Origin of the sequence: Pseudomonas sp. CFBP 8772 (genome assembly GCF_014841665.1) — a bacterium.
GTDB lineage: Bacteria > Pseudomonadota > Gammaproteobacteria > Pseudomonadales > Pseudomonadaceae > Aquipseudomonas > Aquipseudomonas graminis_B.
The window spans coordinates 164822-189716 of the sequence record NZ_JACYUI010000007.1; the positions used below are offsets into that span (position 1 = coordinate 164822).

At 59.9% G+C, this 24895-nt stretch carries 26 protein-coding genes; 11 read left to right on the forward strand and 15 right to left on the reverse strand.

Annotated elements, in window-relative coordinates; genetic code table 11:
* Positions 1 to 96: 96 nt before the first annotated feature.
* The 4 genes from ispA to IFT99_RS16055 all read right to left on the reverse strand — a co-directional run bounded on the left by ispA (position 97) and on the right by IFT99_RS16055 (position 3754).
* Positions 97 to 984 (reverse strand): (2E,6E)-farnesyl diphosphate synthase, encoded by an 888-nt coding sequence (gene ispA / locus IFT99_RS16040; protein WP_065988422.1) that lies wholly within the window; start codon positions 982 to 984, stop codon positions 97 to 99.
* Positions 981 to 1223 (reverse strand): exodeoxyribonuclease VII small subunit, encoded by a 243-nt coding sequence (locus IFT99_RS16045; protein ID WP_062384761.1) that lies wholly within the window; start codon positions 1221 to 1223, stop codon positions 981 to 983. The genes ispA and IFT99_RS16045 overlap by 4 nt, the downstream gene beginning before the upstream one ends.
* 284 nt (positions 1224 to 1507) lie before the next feature.
* A complete protein-coding gene (locus tag IFT99_RS16050) occupies positions 1508 to 2677 on the reverse strand; it encodes an L-dopachrome tautomerase-related protein (protein WP_446731139.1) in 1170 nt (389 codons plus the stop codon).
* 69 nt (positions 2678 to 2746) lie between these two features.
* Positions 2747 to 3754 carry a zinc-binding alcohol dehydrogenase family protein gene (locus tag IFT99_RS16055; protein ID WP_192133472.1) on the reverse strand — a complete coding sequence of 336 codons (1008 nt, stop codon included), beginning with the start codon at positions 3752 to 3754 and terminating at the stop codon, positions 2747 to 2749.
* Between the two features lie 116 nt (positions 3755 to 3870).
* On the opposite strand from IFT99_RS16055, the gene IFT99_RS16060 reads away from it, so the two are divergent.
* On the forward strand, positions 3871 to 4776 hold the full coding sequence (locus tag IFT99_RS16060; RefSeq protein WP_192133474.1) for a LysR family transcriptional regulator: 906 nt from the start codon (positions 3871 to 3873) through the stop codon (positions 4774 to 4776).
* Between the two features lie 204 nt (positions 4777 to 4980).
* Here IFT99_RS16060 and IFT99_RS16065 read toward each other — a convergent pair whose 3' ends face one another.
* Both IFT99_RS16065 and IFT99_RS16070 read right to left on the reverse strand, forming a co-directional pair.
* Positions 4981 to 6765 (reverse strand): IlvD/Edd family dehydratase, encoded by a 1785-nt coding sequence (locus IFT99_RS16065; protein ID WP_192133476.1) that lies wholly within the window; start codon positions 6763 to 6765, stop codon positions 4981 to 4983.
* A gap of 47 nt (positions 6766 to 6812) precedes the next feature.
* Positions 6813 to 7988, reverse strand: coding sequence for a fumarylacetoacetate hydrolase family protein (locus IFT99_RS16070; protein ID WP_192133478.1), 1176 nt, complete (start codon positions 7986 to 7988; stop codon positions 6813 to 6815).
* 121 nt (positions 7989 to 8109) lie between these two features.
* On the opposite strand from IFT99_RS16070, the gene IFT99_RS16075 reads away from it, so the two are divergent.
* The 10 genes from IFT99_RS16075 to IFT99_RS16120 all read left to right on the forward strand — a co-directional run bounded on the left by IFT99_RS16075 (position 8110) and on the right by IFT99_RS16120 (position 16749).
* Positions 8110 to 9051, forward strand: a complete 942-nt coding sequence (locus IFT99_RS16075; RefSeq protein WP_192133480.1) for a LysR family transcriptional regulator — start codon at positions 8110 to 8112, stop codon at positions 9049 to 9051.
* Between the two features lie 134 nt (positions 9052 to 9185).
* Positions 9186 to 10571 (forward strand): MFS transporter, encoded by a 1386-nt coding sequence (locus IFT99_RS16080; protein ID WP_065988415.1) that lies wholly within the window; start codon positions 9186 to 9188, stop codon positions 10569 to 10571.
* A 127-nt stretch (positions 10572 to 10698) separates the two neighbouring features.
* Entirely contained in the window at positions 10699 to 11451 is a 753-nt protein-coding gene (locus IFT99_RS16085) for a maleate cis-trans isomerase family protein (protein WP_342214625.1), read from the forward strand.
* A 58-nt stretch (positions 11452 to 11509) separates the two neighbouring features.
* Entirely contained in the window at positions 11510 to 12391 is an 882-nt protein-coding gene (locus tag IFT99_RS16090) for a LysR family transcriptional regulator (RefSeq protein WP_192133482.1), read from the forward strand.
* Between the two features lie 158 nt (positions 12392 to 12549).
* Positions 12550 to 13167, forward strand: coding sequence for a LysE family translocator (locus IFT99_RS16095; protein WP_192133484.1), 618 nt, complete (start codon positions 12550 to 12552; stop codon positions 13165 to 13167).
* Between the two features lie 110 nt (positions 13168 to 13277).
* Complete coding sequence (locus IFT99_RS16100; protein ID WP_192133485.1) at positions 13278 to 14333, forward strand: ADP-ribosylglycohydrolase family protein; 1056 nt, start codon at positions 13278 to 13280, stop codon at positions 14331 to 14333.
* 292 nt (positions 14334 to 14625) lie between these two features.
* Positions 14626 to 15120, forward strand: coding sequence for an Hcp family type VI secretion system effector (locus IFT99_RS16105; RefSeq protein ID WP_192133487.1), 495 nt, complete (start codon positions 14626 to 14628; stop codon positions 15118 to 15120).
* An 11-nt stretch (positions 15121 to 15131) separates the two neighbouring features.
* Positions 15132 to 15974 (forward strand): RNase A-like domain-containing protein, encoded by an 843-nt coding sequence (locus tag IFT99_RS16110; RefSeq protein WP_192133489.1) that lies wholly within the window; start codon positions 15132 to 15134, stop codon positions 15972 to 15974.
* A gap of 9 nt (positions 15975 to 15983) precedes the next feature.
* A complete protein-coding gene (locus IFT99_RS16115) occupies positions 15984 to 16355 on the forward strand; it encodes a hypothetical protein (RefSeq protein ID WP_244656995.1) in 372 nt (123 codons plus the stop codon).
* 34 nt (positions 16356 to 16389) lie between these two features.
* A complete protein-coding gene (locus tag IFT99_RS16120) occupies positions 16390 to 16749 on the forward strand; it encodes a hypothetical protein (RefSeq protein WP_192133491.1) in 360 nt (119 codons plus the stop codon).
* A 553-nt stretch (positions 16750 to 17302) separates the two neighbouring features.
* Here IFT99_RS16120 and IFT99_RS16125 read toward each other — a convergent pair.
* The 9 genes from IFT99_RS16125 to exaC form a co-directional block, all read right to left on the reverse strand.
* The gene (locus tag IFT99_RS16125) at positions 17303 to 17743 is read right to left on the reverse strand and encodes an HIT family protein (RefSeq protein ID WP_192133493.1); all 441 of its coding nucleotides are present in this window, start codon (positions 17741 to 17743) and stop codon (positions 17303 to 17305) included.
* Positions 17740 to 18591, reverse strand: coding sequence for a macro domain-containing protein (locus IFT99_RS16130; protein ID WP_192133495.1), 852 nt, complete (start codon positions 18589 to 18591; stop codon positions 17740 to 17742). Before IFT99_RS16130 ends, IFT99_RS16125 begins: the two co-directional genes overlap by 4 nt.
* The gene (locus IFT99_RS16135; protein ID WP_192133497.1) at positions 18588 to 19100 is read right to left on the reverse strand and encodes a TIR domain-containing protein; all 513 of its coding nucleotides are present in this window, start codon (positions 19098 to 19100) and stop codon (positions 18588 to 18590) included. The genes IFT99_RS16130 and IFT99_RS16135 overlap by 4 nt, the downstream gene beginning before the upstream one ends.
* Positions 19101 to 19220: 120 nt before the next feature.
* Positions 19221 to 19463, reverse strand: coding sequence for a hypothetical protein (locus tag IFT99_RS16140; RefSeq protein ID WP_192133499.1), 243 nt, complete (start codon positions 19461 to 19463; stop codon positions 19221 to 19223).
* 8 nt (positions 19464 to 19471) lie between these two features.
* Positions 19472 to 20194: a LexA family transcriptional regulator gene (locus tag IFT99_RS16145; protein ID WP_192133501.1), complete on the reverse strand. Its 723-nt coding sequence runs from the start codon at positions 20192 to 20194 to the stop codon at positions 19472 to 19474.
* Between the two features lie 439 nt (positions 20195 to 20633).
* On the reverse strand, positions 20634 to 21161 hold the full coding sequence (gene ppa, locus IFT99_RS16150) for an inorganic diphosphatase (protein WP_065988394.1): 528 nt from the start codon (positions 21159 to 21161) through the stop codon (positions 20634 to 20636).
* A gap of 107 nt (positions 21162 to 21268) precedes the next feature.
* On the reverse strand, positions 21269 to 22087 hold the full coding sequence (locus IFT99_RS16155; RefSeq protein WP_192133503.1) for a M90 family metallopeptidase: 819 nt from the start codon (positions 22085 to 22087) through the stop codon (positions 21269 to 21271).
* A gap of 4 nt (positions 22088 to 22091) precedes the next feature.
* Positions 22092 to 22739 (reverse strand): DedA family protein, encoded by a 648-nt coding sequence (locus tag IFT99_RS16160; protein WP_065988392.1) that lies wholly within the window; start codon positions 22737 to 22739, stop codon positions 22092 to 22094.
* Positions 22740 to 23107: 368 nt separating this feature from the next.
* A complete protein-coding gene (exaC, locus tag IFT99_RS16165; protein ID WP_192133505.1) occupies positions 23108 to 24628 on the reverse strand; it encodes an acetaldehyde dehydrogenase ExaC in 1521 nt (506 codons plus the stop codon).
* Between the last annotated feature and the right edge of the window lie 267 nt (positions 24629 to 24895).

Below are 24895 nucleotides of genomic sequence, written 5' to 3' on the forward strand. Positions count from 1 at the left end.
ATGTGCAGCAACGGGATGTTCAGGGGCAACGATTGCCGGCGAAATCAGGCAGCGGCAGCAAGGCTGCCGACACCCGGTAAGTTTTATGACCTGCGCTCAGTTGCGGCGTTCGACGATATAACGCGCCAAGGCTCGCAAGGGTTCGGCCGATGCGTCGTACGGTCGCAGGGCCACGAGGGCCTGGTCGCGCAACTCAAGTGCGTAATGTTTGGCTTCTTCCAGGCCCAGCAGCGCGGGGTAGGTCGGCTTGTCCCGGGCGATATCGGCGCCCTGGCGTTTGCCCAGCGTGGCGGTATCGCTCTCGACGTCGAGAATGTCGTCCTGCACCTGAAAGGCCAGGCCGATGGCGCGGGCGTAAATCTGCAGCGAATCGAGCTGGACCTGGGTTGCGTTGCCGCTGGCCAAGGCGCCGAGCCTGACGCTGGCTTCAATCAGTGCGCCGGTCTTGTGCCGGTGCATGAATTCCAGCGCCGTCTGGTCGAGCTTGAGTCCGACAGAGCCGAGATCAATGGCCTGTCCGCCGACCATGCCGGCAGGGCCGGATGCACGGGCGAGGGTGGCGACCATCTTCAGCCGGGTCTCGGCGTTCTGTGGGGTCAGTGCGTTATCGCTCAGTACGCTGAAGGCCAGGGTCTGCAGACCGTCGCCGGCGAGAATCGCGCAGGCTTCGTCGAAGGCTTTGTGGGTCGTGGGCAGGCCGCGACGCAAATCGTCGTCGTCCATGGCCGGCAGGTCGTCGTGCACCAGCGAATACGCGTGGATCAATTCGACGGCGCAGGCTGCGCCGTTGGCGTGCTCGGCGTTGCCGCCCAAGGCTTCGCAGGCGGCGTAGACCAGCAGCGGGCGCACACGCTTGCCGCCGTTGGTGACGCTGTAGCGCATGGCGGCGTAAAGGCGGGTCAATTCAGGGGCGGGCGCATCGAACAGCGTCTCCAGCGCCGCATTTACGCGAGCCTGGCTGAGTGCCTGATACGCCGCGATCATTCCGGCTGTTCCGCGTCGAACGGCTCTTCGGCCAGTTCTCCGTCGCGCTCCAGCAAGACCTGCACCTTCTGCTCGGCCTGGGCCAGTGCGCTCTGGCACTCGCGGGTCAGGCGGATGCCTTGTTCGAAGGCGGTCAGTGAGTCTTCCAGCGACAGCTCACCGTTCTCCAGACGCTCGACGAGCGTTTGCAAATCCGTGAGGGACTGTTCGAAATCCAGTGCAGCTTTCTTGCGGGCCATGGCGGCTATCCCGGTAGACGTTAAACCGGCGCGACACTAGCAGAGCGCACGCATCGGGGCAAATGAGAAGGGGTACGCAGGTGACGGCTTGCAGTGCATCACTCCCACAAGAATTGCATCAGCCTGGCGGATGTTGACCAAAGATGATGGGCGTGTGGGAGTCGAGCTTGCTCGCGAAGGGGGCCGCACATCGGCTCAATCTTCAGCGGCTGAAATACCGTCTTCGCGAGCAAGCTCACTCCTACAGGATCTGCGCTTTCGCGCGACTGACTATGCCTGCACGATCAACGAGTCGGCGCAGGCGCGGCGTCGATCTTCACCCGAAGCAGGCTGTAGGGCTTTTCGCGCAGGTCCTTGCCATCGTGGAAACCGGCCTGGCGCTGCAGCTGGTTGGCGGTGAAATACAGATAGCCGTCCGGCCCGACCGACAACGTGTCCGGCCACAGCACGCGAGGGTCGTGAACGATGGTCTGCCAGCTGCCGTCCGCCAGACGTTTGCGGATGCCGTTGTGCTCGTAGTCGCCGGCGTAGACCGCGCCGTTGGCGTCTGCTTCCAGGCCGTCGGACGCGCCTTTTTCGCCGAGGTCTTTGACCGCTGCGTTCAGTTGAGCCTCGCTGACGTTGGCATCACGCAGCATGGTGGTGGGCACCGCATACAGGTGGCGGCTGGAAAGCGCGCTGAAATACAGCGTCCTGCCGTCAGGGGACAGCGCGATGCCATCAGACGCAACGGCCATGGTTTTCGGCTTGCCGTCCGGGCCTTTGGTGACCAGGGCGGCCTGGCCTTCGACCACCGGCTTGAAGTCAGGGTCGGCCGAAGTGGATTTCGCGCCGCTCAAACGACGGGTCGCCTTGCCGCTGGCGATGTCCATGACGATGATCGCGCCGGGCCCGGAGACCGACGAATCTGTCACGTAAACCGTGCCTTCCTTGCCAGCGCGGAAATCAAAACGCATGTCGTTGACGTAGGTGCTCGGCAGGATGACGTTGGCCGGGAAGACCAGGGTTTTGACCACTTTGTTACTGGCCAGATCAACCGCCACCAGCTTGGCGCCGCCGGCTTTTGGCGCGGCGAAATTCGGGGCGGCAGTGTCCAGCAGCCAGACGCGGCCCTGACCGTCGGCGACCACGCTCTGCACGCTGATCAGCCCTTTGGCCGGGTCTTTTGGGTCTTCTTTGTTGATGGCTGCATCGGGGTAGGCGACGACCTTGCCGTCACGGATTTCGCCTACGGTAAACGGCACGTCGTCGCCCCAGTGCGGGTAGTTGACGAAGATGCGCCCGGTTTCCGTCACGGTCACGCCGGTGGGCATGGCGTCGTGAAAGGTGAACACCTGCTCAAGCTGACCGATGGTTTTCTCCGCCGGTGCATTGGCGGGTAGTGCGGTGGCGGTCGTGGCTGCGATGCCGGTCTGGCTGATCAAAGCGACTGACAGGGCCAGCGCTGACAACATCATGTTCTGCTTCATGGACACAAACGGCTCCCGGCCTGCCGCAGCAGGCCCTTCAAAAAATGGACAGGGTTAGAAACCTTCGAGAACGATCTTGCCCTTGGCCTTGCCGCTCTCGATCACGGCGTGGGCGCGGCGCAGGTTTTCGGCGTTGATCGCGCCGAAGTGCTCACCGAGGGTGGTCTTCAGCACGCCTTGGTCAATCAGGTCGGCGACGCGATTGAGCAGTTCATGCTGGGCAATCATGTCCGGGGTTTCGTAGAGCGAGCGGGTGAACATCAGTTCCCAGTGCAGCGACAGGGCCTTGCGTTTCATCGGGACGACGTCGAGGGATTTCGGGTCATCGATCAGCGCTAACTGGCCTTGCGGTTTCAGGGCCTCAATCAGCTGCGTGAAGTACGAGTCGGTGTGGGTCAGGCTGGCGACATGGCTCACCTGACCGACGCCGATCTGATTCAGTTGCTCGACCAGCGGCTGGCTGTGATCGATGACGTGGTGGGCGCCCAGGCTTTCGACCCATTCGCGGGTTTCCGGACGGGACGCTGTACCGATCACGGTCAGTTTGGTCAGTTGGCGGGCCAGTTGCACCAGAATCGACCCGACGCCGCCACCGGCACCGATGATCAACAGGCTGTCACCTTCGCCGCCGCCTTCTTTAACGCCCAGACGGTCAAAGAGCAATTCCCAGGCGGTGATCGAGGTCAGCGGCAGGGCGGCGGCGTGGGCGTTGTCGAGGCTCTTGGGTTTGTGCCCGACGATGCGCTCGTCGACGAGGTGGAATTCGCTGTAGCTGCCCGGACGGGCGATGGAGCCGGCGTAGAACACTTCGTCCCCGGCTTTGAACAGCGTGACGTCGCTGCCCGTTTCACGAACGACGCCGACGGCGTCCCAGCCAACCACTTTGGGTTCGGTGGCGGCAGAGCCGGCGCGGATTTTGGTGTCGACCGGGTTCACCGAAATTGCTTTGACTTCGACCAGCAAATCCCGAGGGCCGGGCGTTGGCTTGGGCAGGTCCATGTCCAGCAGCGCGTTGGGGTCTTCAATGGGTAGACCGTGCTGGGTGAAGGCGATGGCTTTCATGGCGATCTCTCTAGTCAGTGGACAAAAGGTGGCTGAAACGTTGGACCCATCTTGTTCTTGTTCGTTGGGCAGAAAAACCCGCAGAATCCGGCAACACTTTCACGGCTGGAGTGAAAATGATCCGCATCGACGACCTGACACTCTTCGTCCGCACCGCCGCGCTGGGTAGCTTTTCCAATGCTGCGCGGGAGGTGGATCTGCTGCCGGGGCAAGTCGCGGCGGCCATCAAGCGCCTCGAACGGGAGCTGGATATCCGCCTTTTTGCCCGTTCGACGCGCAGCCTGCGCCTCACCGCTGAAGGCGAGCAGTACCTGCCGACCGCCCAGACGGTGCTCGATGCCTTACGGGATGGCCGGGAAAAGCTGCAGCGGGAAAGCGCTCAGCTGCAAGGTACGCTGCAAGTGGCGGCGCCTTCGGATCTGGGGCGAAACATGCTGCTGCCCTGGCTGACGGATTTTCGCAGTCAGCACCCGGCGCTGAATCTGCGCCTGTTTATCTCCGATCAAGTGGCCGATCTGTTTCGCGATCCGGTGGACGTTGCGATTCGCTACGGCGTGATCGAAGACGCTAACTACATCGCGTTGGCGCTGGCGCCGTGGAATCGCCGAGTGCTGGTGGCATCGCCCGAGTATCTGGCGCGCAAGGGCCGACCCGTGGTCTCCGACGACTTGCTGCGCCATGAGTGCTTGCTGTTCACCCTGGCGGGCCGGGTATATGACAAGTGGCGGCTCGGTGGTCGGGTGTTCTCGGTGTCAGGCCCGTTGCTCACCGATGACGCTGATCTGGTGAGACGCTGGGCGGTGGCCGGGCAGGGCGTGGCGTACAAGTCGTGGCTGGATGTCTGCGAGGACGTGCGCGCCGGGCGGCTGGAACTGTTGCTGCCGGATTACCCGGGCGAGCCGACCCCGCTCAATCTGGTCTGCCCGCACCGCAAACAGTTTTCCCCGGCGGTGCAACAGCTGCATTCGCTGTTGAAAAACCGCCTTGCCGGCATGGAAAAGGGGTTGCCGGCGTTGTTGTGAGTACTGCCCAACCCTCTGCGTCCATGGCGCAACTCTCGGCACAATGATGTCCCTGTAGGAGCGTGGCTTGTCCCGCGATCGGCTGCAAAGCAGCCGTAAATTGACTACCTCGGGAAACCTTCCACACCGAGATGACAGGTTTTGCGACGACTTCGTCGCCGATCGCGGGACAAGCCACGCTCCTACAAGAGCGCGCGCGGCTGCTCAATGGGAATGCCGCGGCTCGCCGCTGCGTGCAATCACCCGCAAATGCAACGTCGCCGGCTCCAGGCATCCGCCGGTGGATAACTGCCCCACCAACTGCCGATACAGCTCCTGCCACGGGGTTTGCGAGGCCGGCATCTTCGGCTCGAACAGCGCGCGGCGTGCGGCCATTTCCTCGTCGCTGACCAGCACGTTGACGCTGCGGTTATTCAAATCCACGCGCAGCCGGTCGTTGGTTTTCAGCAGCGCCAGGCCACCGCCCACCGCTGCTTCTGGCGACATATTCAGGATCGAAGGGCTGGCCGAGGTGCCGCTCTGCCGGCCATCGCCCAGGCACGGCAGCGAATCGATGCCTTGTTTGATCAGCGCAGACGGCGGCGCCATGTTCACCACCTCGGCGCTGCCGGGATAACCGACCGTGCCAGCGCCACGGATCACCAGAATGCAGCGCTCGTCGATTTCCAGCGAAGGATCGTTGATCCGCGCGTGGTAGTCCTCCGGGCCCTCGAACACGATCGCTCGCGCCTCGAAACTGTTCTCCGCGCCGGGCTCGGACAGGTAGGTCTTGCGGAACGCCTCGCCGACCACCGACATCTTCATGATCGCGCTGTCGAAAAAATTACCGCTCAACACGATAAAGCCCGCGCGGTGTTTGAGCGGGTCTTCGTACGGACGAATCACGTCGGTGTCGTGGGCGACGGCGTTGCGCACGATGTCACCGATGATTTTGCCGGAGACCGTATAGCAGTCTTCATGCAGCTTGCCCGCCTTCTGCAGCTCGTGCATCACCGCCGGCACGCCGCCTGCGCGGTGGAAGCCTTCGCCCAGATACTTCCCGGCCGGCATGCAATTGACCAGCAACGGCACGTCTTCGCCGATGCGCTGCCAGTCGTCGAGGCTTAACTCGACGCCCATGTGCCGGGCGATGGCGATCAGGTGCGGCGGGCAGTTGCTTGAAGCGCCCAACGCGGAGGCGACCGCGATTGCGTTTTCAAACGCCTCGCGGGTCATGATCTGCGAAGGGCGCACGTCTTCGCGGACCAGATCGCAGATGCGCTTGCCGGTCATGTACGCCATCTGCCCGCGCTCGCGGTACGCCGCCGGAATGCTCGCGCAACCGGGCAGCGACATGCCCAGTGCTTCGGCCAGCGCGTTCATCGAAAGCGCCGTGCCCATGGTGTTGCAGTGGCCGACCGACGGCGACGCGGCGGTGGTCATTTCCATGAAGCCTTCGTAATTAATCTCGCCGGCCGCCATTAAATTCCGCGCGTGCCACAGCACCGTGCCGGAACCGATCAATTCGCCCTTGTGACGACCGTCGAGCATCGGCCCGCCGGACAACACGATGGCCGGCAGGTCGGTGGTCGCCGCCGCCATCAGGCAAGCTGGCGTGGTTTTGTCGCAGCCGGTGGTCAGAACGACGCCATCCAGCGGGTAGCCGTGAAGAATTTCCACCAGCCCGAGGTACGCCAGGTTTCGGTCCAGGGCCGCGGTCGGCCGGCGCGTCTGCTCGGCCATCGGGTGCACCGGAAACTCCATCGGAATGCCGCCCGCATCGCGGATGCCGGCTTTGACCCGCTGGGCGAGCTCAAGGTGATGACGGTTGCAGGGCGCCAGATCAGAACCCGTCTGGGCGATGCCGATGATCGGTCGGCCCGATTGCAGCTCCTCGCGGGTCAGGCCGTAGTTCATGTAGCGCTCGACGTACAGCGCCGTCATGTCAGCGTGTTCCGGATCATCGAACCATTGCTGGCTGCGAAGGGGGCGTTTCGGCGTGTCGGACATGGTTCGGGTCTCTCTTGGAATTAGGTGTGCTGCGTAGGTGTTCAGCGTTACAACAAACCGCGCACGGCAAGATTGCGTATCAACGCGCCGACGCCGAACCTCCACGGCGCCGCGTCACTGCTGTGGGTCACCTCATTGTGCAGGCCGCCGAGCAGGCTGCTGCTGATACTGACCTGATCGCCCAACTTGTGGGTGAAACCGCCGCCGACATGGTCACGGTCGGCGGTCGGGGCGAAGAGGGTACCGAGAAACAGCAGGAAGCCGTCCGGGTATTGATGGTTGGCGTTGAGCGCCTGGCCGGCGATGTCGGCCGGATCGCGGCTGATCTGCGACATCGAGCTGGAGCCTTTCATCACGTAGCCGTCATCGCCTTTTACCTGCAGATCGACCACGCAGTTGCGCACGTCATCCAGGGAGAAGGTTTCGTCGAACAGCCGAATGAACGGGCCGATGGAGCACGAGGCGTTATTGTCCTTTGCCTTGCTCAGCAGCAGCGCGCTGCGGCCTTCGAAGTCACGCAGATTGACGTCGTTGCCCAGGGTCGCGCCTTGGATGTGCCCGCGGCTGTTCACCGCCAGCACCACTTCCGGCTCGGGGTTATTCCACTCGGATTTCGGATGAATGCCCACCTGGCTGCCGCTGCCCACTGCCGCCAGCACCGGCGCTTTGGTGAAAATCTCGGCGTCCGGGCCGATGCCGACTTCAAGGTACTGCGACCACATGCCTTGCTCGACCAGCAGCGCCTTGAGTGTGCGGGCTTGTTCGGAGCCCGGTTTGATGTTGCGCAGGTTGTCGCCAATCGCGTTCTGCACGATGGCGCGCACGCTCTCCGCCTTGGCCGGGTCGCCCGCCGCTTGTTCCTCGATCACCCGTTCGATCATGCTCGCCGCGAAGGTGACGCCGGCGGCCTTGATCACTTGCAGGTCTGCCGGTGCCAGCAGGTATGGCTTGTTCGGATCGGGCGTTGCGGTCGAATTCGCCAGCAATTCTTCGAGACTGGCGACGCGCGTACCCTGGGCTTCGCGAACGGCGGCCAATGGCGAGTCGACCTCCAGCAAGTCGCTCAACGTGGCGAAGCTCGACGAAAGATCGAACACCCCGTCGCTACGCACCACCACGGGCGACGGGCCGCCAACTTTACCGGGCACCCAGGCGCGGCCGATCAGCGTGCCATTCAGGCCGTCGGCGGGGAGGGTGTTTTCGGGAGTGAGCTGAATCGGCATGGTGAAGTCCTCAACGCTTTTTATGATTTATCAACGACCCTAATCAGCGCCGTCGATAAACTCCAATGACATCTGCTCAAGAATCGATAACATTGGGTTATCGCTTATTGAGGCCGCGCTCATGTCGGACATTTCATTTTCCACGGTCTGTAACTGGCTCAAGTTCAAGCATCTGGTGCTCATCGAAACCCTCGCGCGCACTCGCAACATGCACGCGGCGGCGCAACACATGAACCTCAGCCAACCGGCGGTGAGCAAAATGCTGCGCGAGATCGAGCGGCTGCTGGGCTTTGATGTGTTCGAGCGTCTGCCGCGGAACATGCCGCCGACCGCCCTCGGTGAACACGTGGTTCGCTACGCGCAGATCGCCCTGAACGACGCGAGCAAGTTCGTTGATCAGATCAGCAGCCTGCGCGAGGGCGGGCATGGTTTCCTGAAGGTGGGGGCGATCTTCGCGGCGACCGCGGTGGTGCTGCCGGAAGCCATCGTGCAGTTGAAAGCGCGCTGGCCGCTGCTGTCGATCGAGGTGGTCGAGCAGACCAGCGACCATTTAATGGAAATGCTCGACGACAAGAAGCTTGATCTCGCGGTGGCGCGCTACACCAACGAAAACCAGCAGCAGGTGTATGACTTTCAGGCGTTGGCGCCGGAGCCATTCTGCATGGTCGTCAACAGTCGTCACCCGCTGATCGAATTGCCGCAGACGCCGCTGCAAGCGCTCGGAAGCTGGCCATGGATTCTGTATCCGCTGGGCACGCCCATTCGCGCACGGATGGAGCAGGCCTTCGCCAAAGCCGGCATCCCCACCCCAAAGAACACCATCGACACCATCTCCATGCAGACCTTTCTCCAGGTGCTGCAGGCAGGGCCGATGATCGCCATGTTGCCCGCCTCGATGGCGCAGCCGCATCTGGATTCCGGTTTGCTGAAAGTGCTGAATACGCCGCTGAAACTGGCGCCCCAGGATTACGGAATTCTCACCCGCCGTGGTGAGCCGTTACTCGGAGCTGCATCGGAATTTGCCGAGATCCTGCTGGCAAATGCGCGGCTGGCCCATCAATAGGCGATAACGCGGCGTTATCAATCAATGGAAACAAGTCATTATCCTAATCAATGCCGTTGTCAGTACCATCGGCCCGTGTTTCGACCCTCACATAACAACAATACAGGCGCCTCCGAGTGCCTGGAGGTCCCACCATGGAAACCGTTTCCCAGCGCCTGCCCGAGTCCTCGGGTCCCGGGCACGCCAGCTTTGAAGACCGCACCTACCGCAAAGTCATCCTTCGCATCCTTCCCGTCCTGCTCCTGTGTTACATGGCGGCCTACCTCGACCGCGTGAACATCGGCTTCGCCAAGCTGGACATGCTCAACGACCTGCAATTCAGCAACACCATCTATGCCCTCGGCGCGAGCATGTTCTTCTGGGGCTATTTCCTCTTCGAAGTCCCGAGCAACCTGTTGCTGCATCGCTTCGGCGCAAGGTTCTGGATCGCCCGGATCATGCTCACCTGGGCCATCGTGTCCATGGCCGTCGCGTTTACCGTGCCGCTGGCGAAGTTTTTCCACATCGAGTCGGAAACCATGTTCTACGTGCTGCGCTTTTTGCTCGGCATCTGTGAGGCAGGCTTCTTTCCCGGCGTCATCCTTTACCTCAACTACTGGTTTCCTACCCGTCGGCAGAGCCGGGTGATGGCGGGTTTCCTCATGGCGATGCCCATCAGTCTGACGCTGGGCGGTGTGATTTCCGGCTGGTTGATGACCCGAATGCAGGGCGTCAACGGCATGGCCGGCTGGCAGTGGCTGCTGATCATCGAAGGCCTGCCTTCGGTGGTGATGGCATTCGTGGTGCTGGCGTTCATGGCCAATAACATCGACGCGGCCAAATGGCTGTCGCCCCAGGAAAAGGCCATGCTCAAGGCCAATCTGGAGAATGACAGCAAAGGCAAGGCGACGAATTTGCGCGAGGTGTTTTTCAACGGACGCGTGTGGCTGCTGGTGCTGATCCTGCTGACGTTCAACACCGGGTTCTACGGGCTGGCGTTCTGGATGCCGTCGATCATCAAAAGCGCCGGCGTCTCCAACCCGATGGACATTGGCCTGCTGACGGCCATTCCCTATGGCATCGCCGTGATCGCCATGACCCTCAACGCGCGGCACTCCAACAAGACCGGCGAGCGCCGCTGGCACGCAGCGATTCCGGCGATCATCGGCGGCATCGGCTTGATCCTCAGCGCCTACTTCGCCAGCAACGTGGTGCTGTCGATCATCTTCCTCAGCGTGTCCGCGTCCGGCGTGCTGAGCCTGATGCCGATCTACTGGACCCTCCCGGGCACCGTGCTGTCCGGCGTCGCGGCCGCTGCGGGGATCGGCATGATCAACGCCATCGGCAACCTGTCAGGCTTCACCGGTTCGATGATCACCGCCGTCGCCGAGAACCTCACCGGCAACATCAACAACGGCACCTACGTGCTGGGCGCCTGCTTGTTCATCAGCGCCGGACTGATCCTGTCGATCCCTCGGGCGATGCTGGGCAATCACAAGGCCGAAGCGCCTGCGCGGGGCGAGGTGCTTTCTCACGCGTAGACGAGAATCAGGGCCTGCCATCGCCAGCCGCGATGGCAGGCTCGCCATTGCCTGATATACGCCGCTCACGGTCACTCCTAGCATCGGTCGCACATGACCTCGCCGTCGGCGAAATGGAGAAGACCTTGTGAGAAATTTCCGGATTGGCCAGATCGTCCCCAGCTCCAACACCACCATGGAAACCGAGATCCCGGCGATGCTGACGTCGCGGTACGCCCTGTTTCCGGACGAGCGCTTCACCTTCCATTCTTCCCGCATGCGCATGATGAAAGTCAGCCCCGAAGAACTGAGGAAGATGGACATCGACAGCGACCGCTGCGCGCTGGAATTGAGCGATGCGCGGGTCGATGTCATGGCGTATGCCTGCCTGGTGGCAATCATGTGCCAGGGCGCCGGCTACCATAAAGTCTCCCAGGAGCGCTTGAGCAAAACCGTCGCCACCAACGCCTCCGACGCACCGGTGCTCAGCTCGGCCGGCGCGCTGATCGACAGCCTGCAGATGCTCAACTACAAGAAAGTGTCGATCATCACGCCCTACATGAAGCCACTCACCCAACAGGTCATCGACTACATCGAAGCGGCCGGAATCGAGGTGGTGGACGCCATCAGCCTGGAAGTCTCCGACAACCTGCAAGTCGGTCGCCTCGACCCGATGGATCTGGTTTCCCACGCCGACCGGCTCAACATCGGGCAAGCCGATGGCGTCGTGCTGTCGTGCTGCGTGCAGATGCCGTCGCTGCCCGCCATCCAGGTCGTGCAGGATTGGCTGGATAAGCCGGTGCTGTCTGCGTCCGTGGCGACCGTCTACCAGATGCTTAAAACCCTCGGCCTTACAGCGCAGGTTCCCAACGCCGGCCATCTCTTATCCGGCGCGTTCTGAGGCGATGCCTGACGGGGTACTATGGCGGCCACTCAGGCCAGCACGCCCGGTACCCCACATGAAACTCGACCCTGTCTCGCTGCGCCTCTTCGTCAGCGTCGTCGAAGAAGGCACCATCGCTGCCGCCGCCAAGCGCGAACACATCGCGGCGGCGGCCGTCAGCAAGCGGCTCAGCGAACTGGAAGAGCTGCTCGACTCGCGACTGCTCACCCGCACCAACAAAGGCATCACGCCGACCGACGCCGGCCTGTCGCTGTTGTTCATGGCCCGCAGCGCGCTGAACAACCTCAACGACATCGTCCTGCAGATGCGCGACTACTCCAACGGCACGCGCGGCTCGGTGCACGTGCTCGCGAACATCTCCGCGATCACCCAATTCATGCCCGGCTTGATCAAGTCGTTCATGGCGCTGTACCCGCTCATCAACATCGTCCTCGAAGAACAACAAAGCCTGGCGATCACCAAAGCCGTCGCCGAAAACCGCGCCGAGATCGGCATATTCACGCGCTTGCCCCATGGCGCCGACATCGAGGTCTTCCCGTTCCGCACTGATCGCCTCGTATTGATCGTGCCCAACGACCACCCGCTGGCAGGCCGCGAATCTGTTCGTTTCAGCGACACCCTCGACCATCAATACGTCGCCCTGCGCAGCGGCACCCACTTGAATTTCCAGCTGATCAAAGCCGCCAACGACCTCGGCCGCTCCCTGAGAATCCGCATGGAGGTCGCCAGCTATGACGCTTTGAGCCTGATGGTTCAGGCCGGCGTCGGCATCGGCATCATGCCCGAGGGCAGCGTAGGGATTTACCGCATGGACGGTGCGAAAGTGGTTCAACTGGAAGAGGAGTGGGCCAGTCGCGAACTCAACGTTTGTGTGAGATCAAGGGAGGGTTTGTCGGTGGCGGGGGCGTTGTTTTTGCGGCATGTGTTGGCGGGGTGAGGTTGATCGCCGTTATCCTCGACTATCGCCGAATGGAACTGCAGGTGCGGTGACCCGCCTTGCTGCTTCCTTCGATGAGTCACGCAGGCTGGTGAGGGGCTGCCTGACACTGATCTCATCCGCCAGCCGCTGGATACCCGACAACAAGGAGCGTTCACATGGTTAATTGGCCCGCCGTAACAGCTGTCTTCTCGGTCTACTGTGCCGGCGTGATCATCCCCGGCCCCACCTTCGTTGCGGTCGCGCACAAAGCGGTTTCTGCGACAACGGCTCACGCACTGATGCTGGTGGCGGGCATCGTGGTGGTGAATCTGTTCTGGGCGACATGCGCCATCCTGGGCATTGGCGCGGTTTTCTCGCTGCTGCCGTGGCTGGCGTTCGTCGTCAAATGCCTAGGCGCGGGATACCTCGTCTGGTTCGGCATGCGCCTGATATTCGCCTCCGGTAAACCCCCCACACTCAATGCCCGGGCCGGCCAGATGCCCAGCCTGCGAAGCGCCTTCAAACAGGGCGTCGCAACCAACATCGCCAACCCCAAGTCAGTCGCGTTTTACGCCGCGATCTTTTCCGCTGCCGCACCCAGCCATGTCGAGTTTGAAACCTTCGCGGCGATGCTGGCGATGGTCGGCCTCGTGTCATCTGCCTGGTACGCACTGATCGCGACCGCGCTGTCACGGCCTCGGATTGCCGGTGCGTATGCCAGCAAGAAAAAGGCGATTGATCGGGCGTGTGGGGCGGTGATTGTGATGCTTGGGGTTAGGCAGATGGGGCGGTGAGGGCGTACAAGGGAACACCGATCCGCCCTGCGAGCATATGATCCTCTCGTTCCACTCAAAAAACGCTCAAACGGCTCCAACCATGATGCAGTTACTGCAAGGAAGCACAGATGGACAGACTTGAACGGATCAAAGGCTGCCTGCTCGGCGGCGCGGTGGGCGATGCGCTGGGTGCGCCGGTTGAATTTCTCAAATGGAACGACATCCACGCGACATTCGGTGCGCGTGGCATCGTCGATTTCGCCCCGGCTTACGGCCGCGTGGGCGCCATCACCGACGACACGCAAATGATGCTCTTCACCGCTGAAGGTCTGCTGCGCGCCCATGTGCGCGGTGTCTCCCGCGGTATTTGCCACATACCCGGCGTCATCCACCATGCGTTGTTGCGCTGGTTGATGACTCAGGACTACTCGCCTGCCATCACAAGCGTCAGCCTGGATGGCTGGCTGGTGAAGGAGCGCGAGTTGTGGTCCCGCCGCGCGCCCGGCCTCACCTGTCTAAGCGCACTGAAGGCCAGTACGGAATTTGGCTCTTTCGCTCAAAACGACAGCAAAGGCTGTGGCGCCGTCATGCGCGTTGCGCCGTGCGCATTCTTCCGCAACGCCTTCGACGTCGCCGCAGACTCCGGCCGTCTGACCCACGGTCACCCGACGGGCTACATGGCGGGCGGTCTTTTCGCCGACATTCTCCAGCGCATCGTCGACCGCCAGGTCAGTCTGGATGACGCCATTGCCAAAAGCCTGGCCGAGCACGGGGACAAACCTGGAATGGAGGAAACCCGAGCGATCGTCGAGCGCGTGCTCTTCTTTAGCTACGAAGGCCACCGCCCAACCCCCGAGCGGATCGACGAACTGGGCGGCGGATGGATCGCGGAGGAAGCCTTGGCCATTGGCATCTGGTGCGCACTGACTGCGACTTCGTTTGAAGATGGCGTGATCAATGCCGTGAACCACAGCGGAGACAGCGACAGCACCGGGCTGATTGCCGGGCATTTGCTGGGTATTCAGCACGGCGTTGAAGCGATCCCGGATCGGTGGCTTGGGCCTCTTGAGTTGCGTGGGGTGATTGAGGCGGTGGCGGAGGATATTGAAAGAGTGCCGAGGGATTATTCGGGGTATGGCGGGGAGTTTGATGATGAGATTTGGAAGCGGTATCCGGGGGGTTGAATTCCAGCCCTTGGCGAGGAGGACCTGATCACACGAAATTGTCCAACAGCCTGTTGGACATACTCTTCGCTTGGGCAAATCTTGTAAAACAGCTTTAGGGGGGGCAGCATCGAGCTGAGTTAGTCACTCTTTGTACTTATTATGAAGACTGATCTGTATAGGGTTGCCCGAACATCGATCCGAAGTTTTTTAAACTGTCGTCGACGTCACAAATATATGCCGCCAATGGGGTGTGATCATTAACGTTCATCAGGTAGCATCGCTTTTCATTTAAAAAAGCAGGGAGCTAACGATGTCGTTTGACGCATTTATGCAGGTGGACGGGGTAGAGGGTGAGTCGATGGATGCCGACCATAAGGGTTGGATCGAGCTGCTCTCTTATCATTACGACGCAATCCAGTCGATCGGCCAGTCAGCGAGTTCCAACGGCGGGGCATCCGCAGGCGGAGTGGCACTGGGCGATTTCCAGATCAGCAAATATATAGATCGAGCAACACCCAAGCTCTTCGAGCTGTGCTGCCGAGGCTCGCACATCAAGACGGTGACGATTCGCATACATCGTTCTGGTGGTGAAAAATTCAAATACATGGACATCGTACTTGAGGAAGTTCTAATCGCAACCGTAAGCGGGCAAGGTGCCGAACAAGGTGGTTTTCCTGTCGAGGTCATTAGTCTGAATTATGGTCGTATCAAATTCGAATACTCTCAACAGCGTCGTGCTGATGGCGGTAGTGCAGGGATCGTGTCCGGAGGTTGGGACAGAACCGCCAACAAACCATTCGCGTGAGGAAACGCAACATGGCAGACGATGGAGAGTTTCGCGTGGCGCTAAGCTTTGCTCAGATGGCTGCGATCTTGACGCAAGAGTCGCTCACACCTGCGGAGATAATGTCGAACCGTATCTTCGGGAGTCTGCGCCTTGTTGGCGGTATCGTAGAGCTGGCAGGTTCAGGGGTACTCTGCGCCGTGCCCGAACCAACGATGATTACTAAAATCGGATGTGTCGCAATGGGCGTGCATGCTTCCGACCAACTTTCCTCAGGAGCAACACAGCTCCTAACAGGCAAAGAGACTGACTCTTTTGCTTTCAAAGCCGGTTCATCTGCCGCTGAAGCGCTCGGCACCTCTAAATCGGCTGGCCAGGTGATCGGTCTTGCAACTGAGTTTGCCGTTCCGATTTCCACCGCTTCTCTGTACAGCGCGTTCAGAGTGTCGTCCGTGCGAGCAGGCCGAATATCGGTCGTCACGAGCGAAAAAATGCCAAATGTACCTAAGAATTTGGGCGGAGGGCATGCACAGCGCAAGCATGTAGGTAAGGACATTGGTTACTTAGTCACAAGGTTCGCATCGAAAAAGGTAGATGTGTCATCCACGTTCTATGGCTTGGAAGTGGCGGAGTGGGCGGTCAGTCGTGCACTTCAAAAAAACAGGCTTAAGATCTTAATGTATTCCAAAGCTAAATTCTTGTTAAGGCATGAGCAATATACCTTTGATACTAGTCTTGAAAAAGCTGTAGGCTGGGGTATCACTAGATGGGACCAATCTAAAGCACTCACGATGTCAAAGATCACCATCACAATCAAATATTCCGAGTATAACCACATGCCTTACTATATCGTCACTGCATTCCCATCGTTATGAGGTGATACGTTGAGCAAATATATGCACTTGCACAGCTTTATGTATGAGGTTGGCGAAGGCGTCGGCGAATTTCTGTCGGATGAAGAAAGGCAGCACTTTAAGCCGCTGACCCTGCCTGAGATTGTCAAAAAGTCTTTTGCTAAGGGCGGGGTTCTAAACTTGGTTCACGCCTTAGTTCTAAAGCGCCAAATAAAGCTTTATATAAAAAATCATATGACCGCTGAAGGTTTGGAGTATGTCTATCCCCCTTTTGGACAGGAAACATCGTTCGCGGAAGATTATTTTGAGGGTGATCTATTTGTGTTTTTGACTGACGTCCTGATGTTGCTGAACAGAGAAATCAAAGTTCGAGCCCCGAAAATTTTCAGGTTCTTACTATGAGTGCGCCCGCAGTTTTAATCTTGTAGGTCTGAATATGCAATACAGCTATTTACTCGGATTCATGTTTTCCGTCGGTGATGCAGTAGGCGAGTTTCTAGCCGAAGAAGAAAAGAAAAAATTCGAACCCCTCGCGTTGCCCCAGATAGTCAATGAATATATCGGCTATGGGTTTATGGATCTGCTTCATGCAATCTTATTCAAACGACAGATAAAGACCTATATCCGAAGGAACATGTCTCCTGAAGGATTGCAGTACGTCGATCCGCCTTTTGCCCAAGATACTTCCTTCGCCGAAGACTACTTCGAAGGTGATCTGTATGTATTCCTGACCACCGTATCCGCATTGCTCGACAGCGAAATCAAAACCCTAAGAAGAAAGCTTTTCGGATTCTGATTAAAAACCGATATGCATCCTTATGCCTCCGCTGGATCGTCTGTCGCAAGGCTTCGGGGGTCAAGAAGTGCTACGGCAGTCGCCCGCATCCAACCCAGCCGACTTCAACGTCTTCAGAATCACCAGCAGTCAGAGACAGTTGTTGCCTTTTTTGCAACAACTGCCTGACGTTGCAACTCGCTGCTGTCAAAGATGTTTTCAGGTGGCGCGAGATAACGGATTTGTCTCGCGCAAGTAGCAGGTGTATTCCAGCGAATGAGAGATGCGAAGGTGGCTGTGAGACTGCTGCACGGTTGCCGAATAGAGATTTGCCCTGGGGGTGCAGAGTCGTTGATGTCCCAGCACGGGTTCATAAGTGAGGCCAAGCCAAATTGGGCAGCAGGCTGCTGCCCAAATAGGCCGCCAGATCCGAACCGGGCCCACGCAACACTGAAAGATCCATACCCTCTTCATTTTCTTAGTTTGGTCCCAGACGTGCGGAACGCGAAATCGCTGTTCTGGAAGGTATTCAAAACTGCGCGGCAATGAAAGTGGCCGACGCTGCGGCGATGGCCTATCTCGCCTCCAGCAACCGCCGCGCAATCTCATCCGTCTCCATCACCGATATCTCCTGCACTTCCCCAAACTCCGTCCCCCCACCCGACAACGTCCCCGCCACATGAAAGTGCACATGCCCGATCGCCTGGCCCGCCGGCACGCCGTTGTTCTGCCAGACCGCAATCCCGGTTTTCCCATACGCCTTTTCAATCAGCCTCGCCGCATTGCGCACTTCCACCGCAACCGCTGCAACCTCCTCGTCGGTCATTTCCAGCAACGAAGGCACGTGGCGTTGGGGCAGCACCAGCACGTGCGGGTGACCCCGTTGTTCGCGGGTCACGAACGTCGCGGTTTGCGTTGTGCAGGAGAGAATGGTGTAGGGCCGTTTGCCTTTCAGGTACGCGCAGAACGCGCAGTCGGGGTTGTCCGGCATGTCCAGGCTGGTGGTCGCGCTCATGATGACCTCAATGACGAGAGGAACGACTGCAGTTCCAGCCGATCAAGTTTTCGGTAGTCGTCGGGGCGGACGACGATGCGCAGTTCGTCGCAGACCTTCGAGTTGCGGGAGGCGAACATGAATGACAGCAGGGTAAAGCGGATGGCGTCCTGGGCGGGGAGCACGCTGGACAGTCGCGCCTGTCCGCCGCCGATGACCGGGATCGAGATCGTCCCGCCGTTGCCGCGCCGGGACACTTCGGCCCACAGCGCGAGCAAGCCCTTCCACACTTTGTCCGGCGTGGAGCGCGCGACGTTCTGGGCGTCCATTTCGCAGTAGGCCAGGAAGAAGATCAGCCGGTGTGCATGTTTGAGCGTCGCGATGGTGCCGACACCGTATTGCACGTGTTTGCCTGGCTTGTTGAGCGTGCCGACGCAGGGCGCGTTGACCAGCGCGTCGTCCAGGTGCCGATCAAGTTCTTTCAGGTCGCCGCCGTAGAGCACCTGCAGCGCCTGGCCCTGCAGGCTGGAGGTGGCAATGATGTTCGGCGTTTCCGTGTCGAAGGTGTCGTTGGTACCAATCACCAGATGGCTGTCTTCCTTAAGAAGGTCGCCGGGCACGATGGTGATCCGCGTTTTCGGCGCGTTGTATTCCTCGACAATCGGGCGCGGCCATGCCTTGAAAAGCGCTGCGGAAACTGACACCACGATGATCGCTATCAGGATGCCGACACCTTCCATCGCATGGCTGCCAGGGTAAATGACGTTGAAGGTCTGCATGATCGTCGACAGTCCGCCGACGCAGGCGAACAACGCCACCAGAAAGTGGCGCCAGAAGCGCCACGTTTGCATGTCCTGAAGAATGGTCATTGCAGGCCCAGCTCGTTGTAGATTCTTCCGACATACCGATGGGGACCCTGCATCTCGCTCTTCGCGTAGCCCTCGACGTAGTTGTCCAGCGCGTACTGAATGATTTTTGGCTGGAAGGACACAGACACATTGAAGTGTTTTTGATCGATCAGCGGCTGGGGAATGTTATCCATGACGATGTTTCTGCTCTGGCAGAGATTGGCGATGACGATCGGAAGGTCGAGTTCGAGAATCACCTCGACTTCATAAGCAAGAAACGAATCCCCGTCGCCGCCTTTGCGACGGCCATCTTCGCTGCCCAGAAAGATGACTTGTTTGGTGTTGTTGAGGCGCTCGCGCAGTCGGCGTTTGATGGTCTCGGGCGAACTGCTGTCCCGTGCTTCGAACAAGTCATGGGCATTGAAAAAGTCGAAGTCGATTCTCTCGTTCTGTTTCCAGGCTTTCATCAGCCAGTAATGCTTGATGTCTTCACTGGCGAAGGCGATGTAAGTCTTGTTGCGATAACTCATGATGAACTTCCTGTAGTAAAGCGAAGGCGGTTGTCTGCTTCGTTGATCAAGGCGCTCAGTCCATTGATTGCCGATTGACGCGCGCGCGGAGGCGCCGCATGGGTTAGCGGTGCGACATATTCACGGGGAGTTAAAAAGCCGGCTTGTGGCCGGCTTCTCGGTGACGGGTTTGATTAGTTTTTGGCTAACCGCACCCGTCCGCAAAAGTGCGCGCTGCAAAGAGGCGCTTGTCAGGTAGACCGGGCAGGTCGCGGAGACGGTGCCAAGTCGATCACCCATCAGCGTGTGGCTGACGGGTGCTAAAACGAAGGCGTGCAGGATACCCATGTTGCTGGCGTCTGCCCAGTTCTGAAACACGCTCATTGCGCACCTCACCGCAACGTTGCCGGATGGCGGCGGTTATTGAGCGTCGACCACCAGAAGATCCACCCCGGAATCTGAATGTGCTGCGCCTGCACCTGTTCGGCGCTGAAGATCTCGTCCGGGTACTCGGCGCAATTGTGGCTGCGCAGACGCAAACCGCCGCCCGGCAGGCGATACAGGTATTTCACCCGCAGCATGCCGTCGTGTTCGAGGGCGTACATTTCGCCATCGATGATCTGCACGCGCCCGCGATCAATGCCGATCAGCGAACCGTCCTGGATCTTGTCCGCCATGCTGTTGCCGACCATCGCAACGCAGATCGCGTTGTGCAGCTCAACGTCCATGGTTTCGAGCACGCGTCGGGACAAGCGCACTTTGTGGTTGTGGATCTCGCCCACCGCGGTCCGGCCGGAGCTTTGCGTCTCCAGTTCGGTGTAGACCGGCATTTCCAGTTCTTCGCGTACGTTTCGCTCGGGCCGGGGTGGTTGAGTCTCTGCCTTCTGGCCAGTGTCCCGATCGTGTCCAGGGTGCTTGGGTCCCTCGCCACTGCGCAGCCAGCGCGCGTTGACGCTCAGCAGTTCAGCGACTTCTTCAATGCGCGCCATGGGGATGCCGCGCTTGAACCAGTTGTTCACGTGTTGCGGCGTAACTTTTCGGTTGGCGGCAAAGTCTGTTGCGGAGAGATGGCACTCTCGCAAAAGGCCGCGCAGTCGATCACCTGATGTATTCATGGGCCGAAGTTTACGGCGGGTTGAAGCTCGTTTAAATGAACGAAGTGTTCAAATGAGCACGCCGTCATGCCTGGGCGTGAATGTAAGGATTACAACGTTCGGCTGTTTTTGTAGCCCGTTTCTTTCACTGTTTTCGCTTGCGTCAACAATGGCTGAAACCGTTGTCCTTCTTGGGCTTGGGCGATTAACGGGCACAGGGGCCTGATTAAAGCGGCTGCCAGAGAAGTTTCAAACGCCCGATCGTGTTCAAAGAAGAAAATCATACGACGCAATTAAACACTCTGTGTGCACGAGGCGAGTTTTAAACATTTGCGAAACGACAGAGGACAAAAAAAGCGGGATGTACGGGGGAGGGGTATTCAAAAAGCAGAAGGCGGGGACATGCGGGTCAAACATGGCCCCGTCGAAGCGGCGAGCGCTTCGGCGGGGCGCAACCGGATCAGCCCTTGTAGGCCGCTACCGATTTGGTGATCGCTTCGCGAGCGGCGTCAGCGCCAGCCCAACCTTCGATCTTCACCCATTTGCCTTTTTCGAGGTCTTTGTAGTTCGCGAAGAAGTGCTCGATCTGCTGGATCAGCAGAGGTGGCAGATCGGTGTATTCCTTCACGTCCACGTACAGCTGGGACAGCTTGTCGTGGGGGACTGCGATGACTTTGGCATCGCCGCCGCCGTCGTCGGTCATGTTCAGCACGCCGACCGGACGGGCGCGAATCACCGAACCCGGGGTGACCGGATAAGGGGTCACGACCAGCACGTCGAGGGGGTCGCCGTCGTCAGCCAGTGTGTTGGGGATGAAACCGTAGTTGGCCGGGTAGAACATCGGGGTGGCCATGAAACGGTCAACGAAAAGGCAGTCGCTTTCTTTGTCGATTTCGTACTTGATCGGCGCGTGGTTGGCCGGGATCTCGATTGCGACGTAGATGTCATTCGGCAGGTCTTTACCGGCCGGAATCTTGCTGTAGCTCATTGGGCTTTGCCCCCTTGGTTGACCATTCAGAATCTGGCATGCAACGCCAAAAAGTGGCCCGGATTATAGGCACATTCCTGAAGCGTTGCCATGCGTGACGGCGGGCTTCAGGCGTCGTGTTGAGCCTGATAGACAGGGTTGTCGTGCTGAAGTGCCGTCAGCCGCGCCAACGGATCCTGCCGATAGAACGCTTTCAGCTGCCCGTAGACGGCGGGATAGGCGTCGACGAGCAAATCCGGGGCGCTGAAGAAGTATTCGCTGATGACCGCGAAAAACTCGGCGGGGTTTTCTGCGGCATACGGATCGATGGCCGTCTCAGCGTCCGGGTTGGCGTCGAGTTGCCGGTTGAGATCGTCGTACGCGCTCTGCATGGCGCTGGCCCAGTCACTGACGCGCATGTCCGGGTGCAGCGGTGGCAGCCCGTTCGCCTCGCCGTTGAGCATGTCCAGCTTGTGCGCCAGTTCGTGGATTACCAGGTTATAGGCTTCCCACCCGCCGCTGGTCAGCACACCGGGCCAGGCCAGAATCACCGGGCCCTGGGACCACGCCTCACCGCTGTGCTCGCCATCCCATTCGTGCTCGACGCCGCTGGCGTCGCGATGGCGTTGCGGGCTGATGAAATCGTCGGCGTAGAGGATGATTTCGTGAAAACCCTGGTACCAGTTCAGATCGCCCAGGGCGAGCAACGGCAGTTGCGCCTGAGCAGCTAGAAACAGCCGCGATTCGTCATCCAGCTCGACGCCTTCCAGCGCGGTGAGGTGTTTGGCCTGCAGGAACAGCACGCAACTGTCGAGCAAGTAGCGGTCCTCATCGGCCGTCAGCCCGTCGAGGATCGGCAGGCGCTGGCGTACGCGTTCCCACACCTGCGGATCGACCGGATGGCGGGCCAGCGTGCGCCGTTTGCGCCATTCCCGGAACGACCACATGGGATCAGCGCGCCTCGGCGGAGCGACCTGCGCGGCTGCGGATCAGGCCGATGATCATCGGCAGCAGCGAGATCAGAATGATCGCCAGCACCAGCAGCGTGAGGTTCTTCTTGATGAACGGGATATTGCCGAAGAAGAAGCCCAGAGTGACCAGCCCGCCGACCCACAGCACCGAGCCCAGCACGCTGAACCCGAGAAAGCGCAGGTAAGGCATGCGGCCAAGACCGGCCACGAAGGGTGCGAAGGTGCGGATGATTGGCAGGAAGCGCGCGAGGGTGACGGTCTTGCCGCCGTGGCGACCATAGAATTCCTGGGTTTTGGTCAGGTAATCGCGACGGAAGATTTTCGAATTCGGATTGCTGAACAGCTTGTCGCCGGCCGTGCGGCCGATGATGTAGTTGGTGCTGTCGCCGAGTATCGCCGCCGCCATCAGCAGGCACGCCAGCAACACCGGGTCCATGCCGCCACCGGCCGCGACGGCGCCCGCGATGAACAGCAGCGAATCGCCTGGCAGGAAAGGCATGACCACCAGGCCGGTTTCGCAAAAGATCACCAGGAACAGGATCGCGTACACCCAGGTGCCGTATTGGGTCACAAGCAGGTCGAGGTAGACGTCGAGATGAAGAATCAGATCAAGCGGGTTGAAATCCATTAGGCACCTGGTTTTGAGACCCGATCCGGGTCGTGCGGGGCGAAGAGGGGAAATGTGCGCGGCATTATAGAGGCATGCAATGCAATTATGGCGCTCGACATGCCGCCCCCTTTCACTCCCGCAGGGTTTGCGTCTGCTACGTGTCAACGGCGGGTACGAACCGGTAGGAGCGTGGCTTGTCCCGCGATCGGCTGCGAAGCAGTCGTAAACCTGCCGCCGCGCGATTATGGATAGCCCGCATTGGCCGGATTGCTGCCGCTGCGCGCGAGATCGCGGGACAAGCCACGCTCCTACAGGGTGCATAGTCGCTATCTGCCAACAAAAACGGCCTCCGAAGAGGCCGTTGCTTGTCGCTCGTTTACGCTAAATCAAAAGAAGCCCAGCGGGTTGATGTCGTAGCTCACCAGCAGGTTCTTGGTCTGCTGATAGTGCTCGAGCGCGACCTTGTGGGTTTCACGGCCGACGCCGGATTTCTTGTAGCCGCCGAAGGCAGCATGGGCGGGGTACAGGTGGTAGCAGTTGGTCCAGACGCGACCGGCCTTGATTGCGCGGCCCACGCGATAGGCGCGATTGATGTCGCGGGTCCAGACGCCGGCACCCAGGCCGAATTCGGTGTCGTTAGCGATGGCCAGGGCTTCCGCTTCGTCCTTGAAGGTGGTCACGCTGACTACCGGGCCGAAGATTTCTTCCTGGAAGACGCGCATCTTGTTGTTGCCTTTCAGCAGCGTCGGCTGGATGTAATAGCCGGTCGCCAGCGAGCCTTCGAGCTTCTCGACCTTGCCACCGGTCAGCAGCTCGGCGCCTTCGCCCTGAGCAATTTCGAGGTACGAAAGAATCTTGTCGAACTGCTGCTGCGACGCCTGCGCACCCACCATGGTGTCGGTGTCCAGCGGATCGCCGCGCTGAATCTTCAGGACCTTCTTCATCACGACTTCCATGAACTGCGGGTAGATCGATTCCTGAACCAGGCAGCGGGACGGGCAGGTGCAGACTTCGCCCTGGTTGAAGAATGCCAGCACCACGCCTTCAGCGGCTTTGTCGATAAACTCCGGTTCGGCCTGCATGATGTCTTCGAAGAAAATGTTCGGCGACTTGCCGCCCAGCTCGACGGTGGACGGGATGATGCTGTCGGCCGCCAGTTTCATGATGTGCGAACCCACCGGCGTCGAACCGGTGAAGGCGATCTTGGCGATGCGCTTGCTGCTGGCCAGCGCTTCACCGGCCTCGCGGCCATAACCCTGCACCACGTTGAGCACGCCTTTTGGCAGCAGATCGCCGATCAGTTCCATGAGCACAGTGATGCCCAGCGGCGTTTGCTCGGCGGGTTTGAGGACGATGCAGTTACTGGCGGCGAGGGCGGGCGCGAGTTTCCAGGCAGCCATCAGCAGCGGGAAGTTCCACGGGATGATCTGCCCGACCACGCCCAACGGCTCGTGAATGTGATACGCCACGGTGTTGCCGTCGATCTCCGCAGCAGAGCCTTCCTGGGCACGCAGCACGCCGGCGAAATAACGGAAGTGGTCGACTGCCAGGGGGATGTCCGCGTTGAGGGTTTCGCGCACGGCTTTGCCGTTGTCCCAGGTCTCGGTGACGGCCAGCAATTCCAGGTTCTGTTCGATGCGGTCAGCGATTTTCAGCAGGGTCAGCGAGCGTTCCTGCACCGAGGTTTTACCCCACGCATCGGCCGCGGCATGGGCGGCGTCGAGGGCTTTGTCGATGTCTTCGGCGGTGGAGCGAGGGAATTCTGCGATCAGCTTGCCGGTGATCGGCGAAATGTTTTCGAAGTATTGGCCTTTGACCGGCGGCACGAATTCGCCACCGATGTAGTTGCCGTACTGGGTCTTGAAGGTAACGATTGAGCCTTCAGTACCGGGGTGGGCATAACGCATGGTGAATATCTCCTTGCTCTTGTGATTGTCTGGGGATAACGCGTTGCGGCGCATGACTAGGTCGCATGGTTAGAGCGTAGAGCAAAGCGCGGGCCACTGCCGTCCGGTCCCCGGTTTATCGGGGTTTTGTCGATGAATCCTGTGGTCATGCCCGAGTGGTGTATCAACGGCGGGGCGGCAAGGGTGACACTTTGTACCCTTTGCGTGACAGCTTGGCGGACCCCGCCTTTCGCAGCATTGCAATGAGTCCGGGCGAGGAGGATGCTG

Bases quoted from the DNA above. Each gene is read 5' to 3' on its own strand.
- IFT99_RS16130 (WP_192133495.1), bottom strand. From the start codon at position 18,591: ATGACCATTCTTCAGGACATGCAAACGTGGCGCTTCTGGCGCCACTTT.
- exaC (WP_192133505.1), bottom strand. From the start codon at position 24,628: ATGCGTTATGCCCACCCCGGTACTGAAGGCTCAATCGTTACCTTCAAG.
- IFT99_RS16095 (WP_192133484.1), top strand. From the start codon at position 12,550: ATGGTTAATTGGCCCGCCGTAACAGCTGTCTTCTCGGTCTACTGTGCC.
- ispA (WP_065988422.1), bottom strand. From the start codon at position 984: ATGATCGCGGCGTATCAGGCACTCAGCCAGGCTCGCGTAAATGCGGCG.
- IFT99_RS16145 (WP_192133501.1), bottom strand. From the start codon at position 20,194: ATGAATACATCAGGTGATCGACTGCGCGGCCTTTTGCGAGAGTGCCAT.
- IFT99_RS16060 (WP_192133474.1), top strand. From the start codon at position 3,871: ATGATCCGCATCGACGACCTGACACTCTTCGTCCGCACCGCCGCGCTG.
- IFT99_RS16110 (WP_192133489.1), top strand. From the start codon at position 15,132: ATGGCAGACGATGGAGAGTTTCGCGTGGCGCTAAGCTTTGCTCAGATG.
- IFT99_RS16155 (WP_192133503.1), bottom strand. From the start codon at position 22,087: ATGTGGTCGTTCCGGGAATGGCGCAAACGGCGCACGCTGGCCCGCCAT.
- IFT99_RS16065 (WP_192133476.1), bottom strand. From the start codon at position 6,765: ATGTCCGACACGCCGAAACGCCCCCTTCGCAGCCAGCAATGGTTCGAT.
- IFT99_RS16055 (WP_192133472.1), bottom strand. From the start codon at position 3,754: ATGAAAGCCATCGCCTTCACCCAGCACGGTCTACCCATTGAAGACCCC.
- IFT99_RS16050 (WP_446731139.1), bottom strand. From the start codon at position 2,677: ATGTTGTCAGCGCTGGCCCTGTCAGTCGCTTTGATCAGCCAGACCGGC.
- IFT99_RS16140 (WP_192133499.1), bottom strand. From the start codon at position 19,463: ATGAGCGTGTTTCAGAACTGGGCAGACGCCAGCAACATGGGTATCCTG.
- IFT99_RS16045 (WP_062384761.1), bottom strand. From the start codon at position 1,223: ATGGCCCGCAAGAAAGCTGCACTGGATTTCGAACAGTCCCTCACGGAT.
- IFT99_RS16090 (WP_192133482.1), top strand. From the start codon at position 11,510: ATGAAACTCGACCCTGTCTCGCTGCGCCTCTTCGTCAGCGTCGTCGAA.
- IFT99_RS16080 (WP_065988415.1), top strand. From the start codon at position 9,186: ATGGAAACCGTTTCCCAGCGCCTGCCCGAGTCCTCGGGTCCCGGGCAC.
- ppa (WP_065988394.1), bottom strand. From the start codon at position 21,161: ATGAGCTACAGCAAGATTCCGGCCGGTAAAGACCTGCCGAATGACATC.
- IFT99_RS16105 (WP_192133487.1), top strand. From the start codon at position 14,626: ATGTCGTTTGACGCATTTATGCAGGTGGACGGGGTAGAGGGTGAGTCG.
- IFT99_RS16100 (WP_192133485.1), top strand. From the start codon at position 13,278: ATGGACAGACTTGAACGGATCAAAGGCTGCCTGCTCGGCGGCGCGGTG.
- IFT99_RS16075 (WP_192133480.1), top strand. From the start codon at position 8,110: ATGTCGGACATTTCATTTTCCACGGTCTGTAACTGGCTCAAGTTCAAG.
- IFT99_RS16070 (WP_192133478.1), bottom strand. From the start codon at position 7,988: ATGCCGATTCAGCTCACTCCCGAAAACACCCTCCCCGCCGACGGCCTG.
- IFT99_RS16135 (WP_192133497.1), bottom strand. From the start codon at position 19,100: ATGAGTTATCGCAACAAGACTTACATCGCCTTCGCCAGTGAAGACATC.
- IFT99_RS16120 (WP_192133491.1), top strand. From the start codon at position 16,390: ATGCAATACAGCTATTTACTCGGATTCATGTTTTCCGTCGGTGATGCA.
- IFT99_RS16125 (WP_192133493.1), bottom strand. From the start codon at position 17,743: ATGAGCGCGACCACCAGCCTGGACATGCCGGACAACCCCGACTGCGCG.
- IFT99_RS16160 (WP_065988392.1), bottom strand. From the start codon at position 22,739: ATGGATTTCAACCCGCTTGATCTGATTCTTCATCTCGACGTCTACCTC.